The organism is Marinitoga arctica (genome assembly GCF_054657315.1).
This window is the reverse complement of record NZ_BAAHYY010000023.1, coordinates 25631-35834: the sequence shown is the minus strand read 5'-3', so window position 1 is coordinate 35834 and position 10204 is coordinate 25631. Positions and strand designations below refer to the sequence as shown.

The following is a 10204-nucleotide window of genomic DNA, read 5'->3' as shown; positions in this document are numbered from 1 at the left end:
TCATGATGAGTTATTGCTATTGATGCTGCAAGTTTTAATATAGATGATTCGGAATTTGAGAGTATTTTATACCCTATTGCCACATGTTTTTTCATTTCTTCATATTCATTTTTCGTTAATTTTCCTGGTTTTAGCAATATATTATCTCGAATACCTATTTTTCCAATATCATGCAATGGGGATGCAAAATATATTTCATTTATTAATTTTCCATCTAAATTCATAGCCTGAGATATTAATTTTGAAAGACTACCGACTCTTTTTGTATGTTCATATGTTTCATCATCTCTAAATTCAGAAACAAGGTACATCTTTTCAAGAAGATCGTATATCAAATTTTGATTTTCAGTATATAAATTTTCAAGATTTTCAAATGCTATAATATTTTCATTTAATATTGAAGAAAAAAACTGGTTTTTATTTTCATAAAAAATTTTTACTTTTAAGATTGTATTTAATCTTATTTTTAATTCATCAAAATTAACCGGTTTTGTTAAAAAATCATCTGCTCCATATTTTGCAGCTTCTCTTAAATCACTTTCGTTTGTTGCAGTTGTAAGAATAATAATAGGTGTTGGTATATTCATTTTTCTTATTTTTTTTATAGCTTCAAATCCATTCATAACAGGCATATATAAATCCATAAGTATTGCTGATACTTTTTCTTTTTCTAATATTTCCAATGCTTCTTTGCCATTTGATGCTAGAATCGGTATATAATTTAATTCTTTTATATATTCTATTATTATTAAACCTGTAGTTATATCATCATCAACTATTAAAATTTTTTCCATTTATCTCCCTTCTTTCAAAAATTTATTAATTTCCTCTTTTAAATTTTTAAATTCTTTTAATAGATTCGAATAATCTTTAATTGCTTCTTTTATATCTTTATACTTTTCAATTCTTTCTGCTATAATCGCTAATTGATTTGCAGAAACATTTTTAGATGATCCTTTTACGGTATGAGCATAAAATTTAATTTCTTTTTCTTCTTTTTTATCTAATGCAATTTTTAAATTTTTTATATTTTTTTCTGTATCATCTATATATTTATCTAATATTTTTAAAGCTAAACTTTTTTTATTTAATACTCTCTTCATAAAATCTTTTTCATTAAAATGTGTATAATAATTGATATCTATTAAATCCTGTTCTAACTTTTTATTTTCAATATTTCTTATTTTTATATCTTTGCAATATTTTTTAATTATTTGTAAAACCGTATTTTTTTCTATGGGTTTTGTTATAAAATCATTCATACCACTTTTTATAGCTTTTTCTTTATATAATTGCATTGCATGTGCGGTCATAGCTATTATTGGAATACTTTTATTAAATTCTCTTATTTTTTTAGTTGTTTCATATCCATCCATTATTGGCATTTGGATATCCATAAAAACCATGTCAAAATAACTATTCTTTAATATTTCGATGGATTCTCTACCGTTCTCAATTGTAATAACTGTTGGTCCAAACGATTCTATTATTAATTTTCCAACTTCTCTATTTATTTCATTATCATCTACATAAAGTATTTTTATTTTATTTGAGATTTTAATATTGCTTTCTGTATTGTTCATTATAATATCCGTTTTAAAAATTGATATTATACTGTTTATTAAATCCTTTCTTTTTATCGGTTTTGCTATTATAGCATCAAATTTGTAATTAATTATATCTTTTTCTATATTTTTATCATTATTTAATAAAGAGGTTAATAATATCTTTTTTACTTCTTTTAATTCTTTATTTATTTCCTCTGCAAGCTCTAATCCTGTCATTTCTGGCATTTGATTATCTATTAACACTATATCAAATTCTTCTTGATGTAATTTTTTTAATGCTTCTTTACCATTTTCTGCTTCATCGTATTTCATACCTAATGTTTTAATATATTCTTTTATTATAAAGCGATTAGTATTATTATCATCTACAATTAACACTTTTTTTTCAGGAAATTTTATAAACTCTTCTGCTTCAAAATATTCATCATTTTCTATTTTAAATGGCAAATTAATTATAAACAAAGTACCTTTATTTATGGTAGATTCTACTTTAATTTCTCCACCCAGTAATTTCACCAATTTATAAACTATACTTAATCCCAACCCTGTTCCCCCATATAAACGAGAAATTTCTGCTTTTTCCTGTACAAACGGCTTAAAAATTTTTTCTAAATTTTTCTTTTCTATCCCAACTCCCGTATCTTTTATTTGAAACATAATTTCTATTCTATTAATGTCTAATCCTATGTTATGAGATTTAATTTCCAAATAAACCTCACCTTTTTCAGTAAATTTTATAGCATTGCTTAATATATTATTCAAAATTTGTTTTAATTTTGTTGAATCTCCTTTTAATTCTTTTGGGACATTTTCGTCTATATAATAATTTAATTCTAAACCTTTTATATGAGCGTCATATGCATTTGTATCAACTACTTCTTCAATTTCATTTTCTATATTAAAGGCTATATCCTCTATATATATTTCATTTGATTCTAATTTAGATAAATCTAAAATATCATTAACAAGACTTGACAATACTCTTGTACTATTTTTCAACATTTTTAAATACTTTTTTTGTAAATTATTTAATTTTGTACTTTCAAGTATATATAACATTCCATTTATTCCGTTCAATGGTGTTCTTATATCATGACTCATATTAGAAAGAAATTCTGTTTTTATTTTATTAGATTTTTCTGCTTTTTTTCTTTCATAAATTGAAAAACCTAAAAATATTCTATTCTTAAAATATACACTACTTAAATCTCCTAGTATTTTAAAAATTTCTAAAGAGTCTTGTGAAAAATCTATTTTATCTTTTTTATCTACACATATATTAATATAAAGCTCATCTTTTATTCTAATTTTATACACAGCAGATTTTTTAATTTCTTTTGATGCTTTTTTTAATAATTCTTTGTTTATGCCGTTATATTTTTCTATTATATTATCATAAACAGTTACGTTTGAATCAACTCCTCTTTTAAAATCATCATTTACCATATGAACTTTTCTCAGCTGTTCTAAATTATGCCCAACAGCACTAAGGAAAAAAATCTTATTGTTATTTATTAAAGATATACTACCATAATCCGCATCTGGAATTAATTCTAAAATTTCATTCAATATTTTTTCACTAAATTCTTGTATTGTATATTTACTAACAGAAAATTCTGATATTATATTTATTACTTTTGAAAATTTTAGAAATAGCGTTTTATTCGCTTTCAACAAATCTTCTGCTACTTTATTTTTTACACTTAACTCCTCATTTTTCTTTTTTAATTGTATTAAAGATTTTTCATATCTTTTTTTATAATAAAGCGCTGTAACAAAAGATACAATAAAAATAATTAGAAATAAAAAAATAGAATAATATAGCCATTTAGGAATTTCTCCTGTATTTAAATAAATATATTTATCTAATAACTTGTAATAGATTGATTTATTATCTTTTTTATATTTATCAATATAATAATCTATTTTACTTAATATTTTTTCATCCAGATTATTATTCTTTTGGAATACTAATCGCATAGGATGTATTTCAAAGGAATATCTATGAATAAAATTTACTGCATTTTCCATATCTTGCGGTGAAATTACTGCAAAATTAGCCTTATTTTTTTCTAATGCTTCAATCTTTTCATTTAAGTCGTTTACTTCTATTATTTTTCCTATTTTATTAAATACTTCAGAAAAATCTATTAAAAAGTCTCCTTTTTTTATTGCAAATACCTTATCTTTAACACTATAAAAATCAATATCTTTTTTATGCATTATTCCAAAATATGAAATATATAAACTATTCATAGAAAAATTTTCTGTATCTTCAATAATATCGCTAAAATTTTCTCCAATCATAAAGGTTGGTAATAAATCAATTTCATTATTTTTTAATTTATTTAATAATTCTTCTTTTGATCCATAAATAAATTTTATTTCCCAATTTTCTTTATTAGCAATATCTTTTAGTATATCTACAATTAAACCATTGAATACAAGAGTGTTTTTATTTTTTACTGCATAAAAAAATGGAGAGACATTGTATATACCCACAACAAAAACTTTTCCAAATATTGAAGTTATAAACATAATTATCATAAAAACAAATATTATTTTTTTCATATTATTATCCTCCTATTTTATAGGTATTAATATTTTGACAACTGTATTTTCTGTATTTTCAATTTTTACTTTTATATGAAGATTATCAAGTGTTTGTTTAATAATTTTCATATCAATATCCTTTTCTTGGATTATAATATCTTTTAAAAACATTTCTACAACGCCATTTCTCTTATCTTTTTTATATATTTTAATTATTATTTTTTCAACATAATTTTTTGAATGGAGCGTTTTCAAAATATCAATTATAAGGGTCATTAACATATTTTCAAAATTATCTTTATCTAGGTATAATTCTATATCTTCTTCGACTATTTTTTTTATATTAAAGTTCAAAATATTTAATTTAGTAATTATATCTTCAATTAAATTACTTAATGAAATCTTAGAAATTCCCGTTTTTATAAATTCTCTTTTATAATCCTCAATTGAATTTTTTATTCTATCTAGGGAAGGTACAATATCAGAAATTTTATTTTTACAATTATCATCCATTGTATAAATAGTTAAGTAGATACCAGAAAGAGCACTATTTATTTCTTGAAAAATTTTCCATGATGTAAATTTAAGCATTAATCCTTCCCTGGATTCTTTTAACATATACTCTACTTTTTTATCAATTTCTTCTAGTTTTTTTAATTTTAATAGTTTCTCTACAAAAACATATAAATTTCTAAATTTGTTAACATCAATTTTTCTTTTTTCTTCAAAAAAATCTAAAATATCTATTTCATTTATATATTCTGCATTTACAAGATAATATTCATTATCAATTTCTATAGTATAATTGTGTTTCTTATCCGTTTTTTTTAGATAAATATTAATATGATACTCTTTCCTAAACATATTTTTTAATTCTTCTAAAAAATTTTTTTGCGTTTTTGTTTTTTCAAAAATTTCTAGTATTAAATTTATTATTTTGTGCTGTGTTTCAAAAAATATTTTTTGAGATGATAACTCTTCTATATAAAAAATATTTAATATTGTAGATATTAATAAATTTTTATAACTTTTTAGCAATTCAATCTCGGAATTACTATATACAGAATCTTTCTTGTTTAGATTAATAATACTCAATAACTTTCCATCGAAAAATATTGGAAATACAATTGCATCTTTAATTTTATTTTTTGAATAATATTTTAATTCTGGTATCTTTTTTAAATCTGATATATGAACAATTTCTCCATTTTTTATTGCCCATTCATCAATTTCTCCTATATTTAATGAATCTATAGGAATATTAATATTTTTTAAACTTTTAAAAATTAGTTTTTGATTATTATCAAAAACAAATAATGAACCAGAATAAGAATTTGTCTTTAATAATATATCTTCAAATAATATGAATAAACTCTTTTCAATAGTTTTAAAAGCTATTTTAGAATAATATTTCATAATATTCTCCTTTAAAATAATATTCTATAAAAATAATATTCTATCTTTATTAAATTATACTACTTTTTTTATACATATTTCAAATTTTTTATAATTTCATTTTTATATGCTTTTATTTTTATTTTATAAATTTCATCTATAAAGAATAAATTAAAATTAATGTGTTATAATTAATTTATATTTATTTATGGGGTGATATTATGTCTATGTTAGATGTTGTTGGGCCTGTAATGGTTGGACCTTCTAGCTCACACACACTGGGTGCTTTAAAAATTGCTAGATTTGCTTATAAATTATTTGGTGAAAAACCCGATGAAGTAGAATTTTATTTACATGGTTCATTTGCAAAAACATATTTAGGTCATGGAACTGATAGAGCTTTGATTGCTGGTGTATTAGGATTAAGAGAATACGATTATGATATAAAAAATGCATATGAACTAGCTAAAAAACAAAATTTAAAATACACTTTTATAGAAACAGATCTTGGTGATGTTCATCCAAATACTGTATTAATTAAAATGATTAAAAATAATAAAATAAATGAAGTTCAGGGAGCATCTGTTGGTGGCGGTGCAATAAAAATAACAAAAATTAATGGCGTTGATTGTGACTTATCTGGAGATTATAATACATTAATTATAGTTAACAAAGATGTGAAGGGTGCTTTAGAAAATATTTTAAAAATAATTCATGTAAATGTAGCTAATCTTTATTTAAAAAGAACAAATATCATAGAAGGTAAAGCTTTAACCATACTGGAGCTTGATGAAAAACCTGACAATTTAAATGAGTTGGAAAATTTAGAATGCGTAATAAAGTATTTCTATATTGGAAGTGATAAAGATGAAATTTAATCAAATTTTAGACATGTGGAAAGAAACAAAAATTCCTTTTGATGAAGTTATTTTAACAGAAGAAATGGTTGAAACAGGGGTTGATCCTGTTATTATAAAGAATAATATGAGAAAATTAGTTGAGGTTATGCTTACTGAAGCAGAAAAAAATTATGGTAAAAAACATGAAAGTTTAACCGGATTAACAGGGAACAATGCTCCAAAATTGCTGAAACATACACCTAAAATGCTCAGTGAGTTTAATTATGTTGCAACAATTACAGCAATTTCAACCGCTGAAAATAATGCTGCTATGGGTAGAATAGTCGCCTGTCCTACTGCCGGTGCTTGTGGCGTTGTACCAGCTGTATTGTATGCCTTAAAAAAAGTCTATAATGCAGATTTTGAAGAACTGGTTTCTGCTTTTATTATTGGAGGAGCTATTGGAAATATAATTGCTAAAAAAGCAACTATTTCTGGCGCTGCAGGTGGTTGTCAGGCAGAAATTGGAACCGCTGCTGCTATGGCTTCAGCTGCATTAACTTATTATTTCTCTAAAGATGCTGAAAAATGTGGAAATGCTGCTTCTCTAGCATTAAAATCTTTAATGGGGCTTGTTTGTGATCCTGTTGGTGGGTTTGTAGAAGTTCCATGTGTTAAAAGAAATGCTTCTGCTGCTAATATTGCTATTTCTACATCAGAAATGGCCTTAGCAGGAATTGAAAGCGTTATTCCTTTTGATGAAGTTGTTGATGCAATGTATAGAGTAGGGAAAATGATACATGAAGATTTAAGGGAAACAGGAAATGGTGGGATAGCTGCAACTCCTACTGCAAGAAAATTAGTTGAAGAAATTAAAAAAAGCTGGAAGTAATTATTTCCAGCTTTTTAATTTCTCTTTTGCATCGTTATATCCCATTTCTATTAATGTTTTTGAATAATCAGGAGAAAAATTTAATGGGAATGGTACCGAATCTGTAGGTCTAATAATTAATATATTTTTTTTTGTTTTTTGTATTAAATATAAAAACCAATCTGTAGGATTATCAATTACTGGATATATTGCTATTACCTTGTCATATCCATATTTATCTGCTAATAATGCAGGAAATGTATTTGAAAAAACGCCTCCATCAGTGTATTTTTTTCCATCTATTTCAATAGCTCCAAATAGCGGATAACTAGCGCTTGCAAAAATGTAATCAACCATTTTTCCTTTCATTTCTTCTTTTCTTAAAAAAACTGGTTTAAAATCATTTATATCAAATGTCAATATTCCATAATCATATTTTGATTTTAATATCAATTTTTCTGAAATTATTTTATTTAGAAAATTATATAATGGTGATGGGTCAAAAATAAATGGTTTAATTTTATTATGATGATCTTTTATATCTAAATCAAAAACATCTTCTTCATTAATACTTTTCCAAAGTTTTTCAACTTCTTCTAATTTTCCCATAACAAATCCTGCTCCATTTAAAGCACCCGCTGAAACACCATAAACACCATCTATTTCAATATTATTTTCTACTATATATTTTAAAACTCCTATTTCATATGCTCCCGCAGCACCTCCACCACCAAGAACTAATAGCGTTTTTGAAAAAATATTTATATTTAACAATAATAATAATATAATAAATAGTTTTTTTACAAACAATCTTTTTATGTTCCCACATCCCTAAATATATATTTTTATTAGAGAGATTTATTATTAGATTTCAATAAATTTGGTAACAATATTAAGGTAAACATTGATGCACTTATCATACCAACCCACATTATTATTGAAAGATAAGTGTGAAATGTAAATGGTGAAAAGTTTAATATTGTTAATCCCAATGCTAATCCTAATGCATTTGCCATAATTGGTTTTTGTACAACATTGAAAGTTTCTTTTATTGGTGTTTTACTTCTTGTTTTATAATATTTGTATGTTCCTATCATATGAATAGCATAATCAACACCTACACCTATTGTGATGTTTGCCATTAATGCACTTTGTATATTAAGGGGTATTTTAAATAATGCCATTACACCAAATTCAACTATCAATGCTCCTAATAATGGTAATATTCCATAAAGTGCTGTTTTTATACTTCTGATCATTATAAATATTGATATAAACACCAATACTAAACTAATTAAAATGCTTTTTATTTGGCTATTTAAAACTGTAGTATTCATTTCATTGAATACATATGGCATACCTGTAATAACAATATCTTTAAATAGATTAGTTTTTTTTAAATTTTTAACTGTGTTTTCTACTTTACTTAAAGTTTTACCCGAATTATCTACTGTTGTTAGTATTCCAATATAACTTTTACCAGAAACTAGATCAAATAATGGAATTGATGGATTATTTTTTAAAGCATTTTTTATTATTAATACCTGTATTGGAGTTGGATAAATTTTAAAATTAAAAAATTCTTTTCCCATTATATCCAAAAATTGTTGAGGATAATTAAAGGTAACAATTTCTTCTAAATTTTCAATTTTTTTCATTTCATCATAATATTCTTTGTTTAAAGGGTCTTTATTGGTTTGAAAATCTATAAGTATTGGTATATTAAAAGAAAATACTGAGTTTAATACCTCATAATCTTTTCTTACTTTTGTGTATTTTTTAAACATAGATATTTGGTCAAATTTGATTGTAATTGTAGGTATTAATAATGAAAAGATTAAAATTATAACAATAAATATAATTATTCCTTTTTTATTCCATAATTTTTTAGTAAAAGATACATCAAAAACATGGGTTCGTTTTCTTTTTAATATAACATTACCAGATATTATTAATGGTAATACATATAATGTTGCTATTCCAGCAAAACCTATACCAAATGATGACCATAACCCCATTTCTTTCATCATATTTGAATTAATAAACACCATTGAAATAAACCCTATAATGGTTGTTATAGTTGTCATTATCATTGCAATACCAGTGCTTTTTAATGTTTCTGAAATTGCATTTTTCTTTTCGTATCCTTTTTCGATATATTCTATATAATGGGTTAAAAAGTGCATTCCATCTGCACTACCCATTATTATAGTGAATATTGGTACTAATACACTTGCTATACTTAACTCTCTTCCAGACCAACCCATTAATCCTAATGTCCATAATGCACCTAATCCAGCTGGTATTATTGAGAATAACGCCACTTTTTTTGATCCTAGTTGAAGAGAAAATATTATTAACATTGTAATAAAGGCAAAAGGTGGTAAAAATATTACTATACTTAATAAATAATCAAATAATTTTTTTGTAAAAAATAATGTTCCAGCTGAATAATGCCTTAACCCATTTAATTTCTCCTCTATTTTATCTACAATACCTAAATTATCACTTTTTAAAGGTATTGTCATTAATGTATAAAATTTTCCATCTTTTTCTCTAAAAAATCTATCTTTAAATATTGTTATACTACTTAATTTATTAATAAAACTTTCTGTTATATCTTCTGATGTTTTTATATTATATCCTGGCAATGATTCAGGAAATATGCTGGAAATTATATTAATACCATCTATTTTCTCTAATTCTCTTTGTAAACTCCATAATTTTTTATATGTATTTATATCTATTAATGGATTTTTTTCAGTTTCTAACATAACTACCAATTGATCAGATAAATTATATTTTTCTTCTATTATTTTGTAACTATTTAAATAATTAGAGTCAGATGGCAAAAATGTTTTCATATCAACATTCAATTTTATTCTAAATATACCTAGTAAAGCTATAATGTTAATTAAAACTAATAATATCAAAAGTTTTTTCCTGTTTTTAAATATAAAATTTGTATATTTTTCCAT

At 23.7% G+C, this 10204-nt stretch carries 7 protein-coding genes; 2 read left to right on the top strand and 5 right to left on the bottom strand.

Features of this window, described 5'->3' with window-relative positions; translation table 11 throughout:
- From ACYQ44_RS07380 to ACYQ44_RS07370, 3 genes are all read right to left on the bottom strand, one after another.
- A partial coding sequence (locus ACYQ44_RS07380; protein WP_459996348.1) for a response regulator occupies window positions 1-794 on the bottom strand: 794 nt, incomplete at its 3' end.
- The gene (locus tag ACYQ44_RS07375; protein WP_459996347.1) at window positions 795-4139 is read right to left on the bottom strand and encodes a response regulator; all 3345 of its coding nucleotides are present in this window, start codon (window positions 4137-4139) and stop codon (window positions 795-797) included.
- A 12-nt stretch (window positions 4140-4151) separates the two neighbouring features.
- Window positions 4152-5537 (bottom strand): GAF domain-containing protein, encoded by a 1386-nt coding sequence (locus ACYQ44_RS07370; protein WP_459996345.1) that lies wholly within the window; start codon window positions 5535-5537, stop codon window positions 4152-4154.
- 200 nt (window positions 5538-5737) lie between these two features.
- On the opposite strand from ACYQ44_RS07370, the gene sdaAB reads away from it, so the two are divergent.
- Both sdaAB and sdaAA read left to right on the top strand, forming a co-directional pair.
- On the top strand, window positions 5738-6394 hold the full coding sequence (gene sdaAB, locus ACYQ44_RS07365) for an L-serine ammonia-lyase, iron-sulfur-dependent subunit beta (RefSeq protein WP_459996343.1): 657 nt from the start codon (window positions 5738-5740) through the stop codon (window positions 6392-6394).
- The gene (sdaAA, locus tag ACYQ44_RS07360; RefSeq protein ID WP_459996341.1) at window positions 6384-7247 is read left to right on the top strand and encodes an L-serine ammonia-lyase, iron-sulfur-dependent, subunit alpha; all 864 of its coding nucleotides are present in this window, start codon (window positions 6384-6386) and stop codon (window positions 7245-7247) included. Before sdaAB ends, sdaAA begins: the two co-directional genes overlap by 11 nt.
- Here the strand turns inward: sdaAA and ACYQ44_RS07355 are convergent, their stop codons facing one another.
- Both ACYQ44_RS07355 and ACYQ44_RS07350 read right to left on the bottom strand, forming a co-directional pair.
- Window positions 7248-8036 (bottom strand): patatin-like phospholipase family protein, encoded by a 789-nt coding sequence (locus ACYQ44_RS07355; protein ID WP_459996339.1) that lies wholly within the window; start codon window positions 8034-8036, stop codon window positions 7248-7250. It abuts the gene before it with no gap.
- A 38-nt stretch (window positions 8037-8074) separates the two neighbouring features.
- Entirely contained in the window at window positions 8075-10204 is a 2130-nt protein-coding gene (locus ACYQ44_RS07350) for an efflux RND transporter permease subunit (RefSeq protein ID WP_459996338.1), read from the bottom strand.